3 protein-coding genes are annotated in these 1,276 nt (G+C 46.2%); all 3 read right to left on the bottom strand.

The genetic code is table 11. The features are described from left to right. On the bottom strand, positions 1–372 hold a 372-nt coding region (locus tag J5F18_RS08140), incomplete at its 3' end, for an FAD-binding protein (RefSeq protein WP_346301767.1). Beyond that, a complete protein-coding gene (gene sdhD / locus J5F18_RS08135) occupies positions 373–720 on the bottom strand; it encodes a succinate dehydrogenase, hydrophobic membrane anchor protein (RefSeq protein ID WP_346301766.1) in 348 nt (115 codons plus the stop codon). Next, positions 714–1,088: a succinate dehydrogenase, cytochrome b556 subunit gene (gene sdhC, locus J5F18_RS08130; RefSeq protein WP_346301765.1), complete on the bottom strand. Its 375-nt coding sequence runs from the start codon at positions 1,086–1,088 to the stop codon at positions 714–716. The genes sdhD and sdhC overlap by 7 nt, the downstream gene beginning before the upstream one ends. Between the last annotated feature and the right edge of the window lie 188 nt (positions 1,089–1,276).

Below are 1,276 nucleotides of genomic sequence, written 5' to 3'. Positions count from 1 at the left end.
CGACTGGCCACCAAACGGACGTTGATAAATCCGGCCATCTTCAAAACGTGAGAAAGGTAAACCCATATTCTCCAGTTCTAAAATGGCTTCTGGACCCGTTTTACACATGTATTCGATGGCGTCTTGGTCACCGATATAGTCAGACCCTTTGACGGTATCAAACATGTGCCATTCCCAGTTGTCTTCATGAGCGTTACCGAGTGCAACGGTAATACCACCCTGTGCCGACACTGTGTGTGAACGGGTTGGAAATACTTTCGACATTAGCGCACAGCTCATGCCATTTTCAGAAATTTGTAGCGCAGCACGCATACCAGCACCACCGGCGCCAATCACCACTGCATCAAATTGGAGTTCTTTTAACTTGCTCACTTACACACCCCACAATACGAATAAGCCGGTGAACCAATACACAACGAGAGCAACAACAAAAATATATTGAATGACGCCGCGTAAACGAGAACATTTCACGTAGTCTGTTAAGACTTGCCAGATACCGATCCAGCCGTGAATTAACAAGCCGGTGAGCGTGAGTAAAGTGAAGACTTTCATGGCGAGGTTGCTGTACAAACCAACCCACACTTCATAAGTCACGACTGGCGTTGACAAGAACCAGCAAACCATAAAAATCAGGTATGCGGCCATGATTACCGCTGAAGCGCGCAGCAAAATAAAGTCATGCGTGCCGCTACGGCCAAAGGTCGATGCAATTTTTACCATAACCAAACTCCCGCCAGAATCGCCAGAATTACGCCACCTGCGATGGCGATCAGTGCTGTAGTTTTACCGGACTCTTTCTCTTCACCGAAACCCAAGTCCATAAAGATATGGCGGATACCGGCGAGTAAGTGATAGCCGATTGCGGCAAGGAAGCCCCAAACTACAAAACGCACAACTGGATGTTCAAATACGCTTTGTGCTTCAGCGAAGCCTTGTGGCGAGCTGAGTGATTTAGCCAGCAGCCAGACTAAAAGTCCGACTAAAACTAACATAATCACGCCAGAAACCCGGTGGAGAATCGACGATAGTGCCGCCGGAGGTAACTTGATGGTACTCAAGTCGAGGTTAACAGGTCTTTGTTTTTTCACTAGTGTTTGCCTTTTCTGAAAACGCTGTTGAAATCAGTGCGCTAAAGTATATCGGGCGCGCTGTACAATTACAATTACCTAGCGAGGCTAATTCTGGTTCACGACAATCAGAAATTTCCTAGTAAAAATGTGCTTTTGGTTACTCAACAAACTCTAACAATTAGACTAAAGTTGTAGCCTGAAATTAG

The organism is Halomonas sp. BM-2019 (genome assembly GCF_017584085.1).
Note: the sequence above shows the minus strand (reverse complement) of the source record. Positions and strands in the feature narration are given on the sequence as shown.

What these genes read in the sequence shown, in the direction of transcription:
- sdhD (WP_346301766.1), bottom strand. Translation starts at nt 720, where the DNA reads ATGGTAAAAATTGCATCGACCTTTGGCCGTAGCGGCACGCATGACTTT.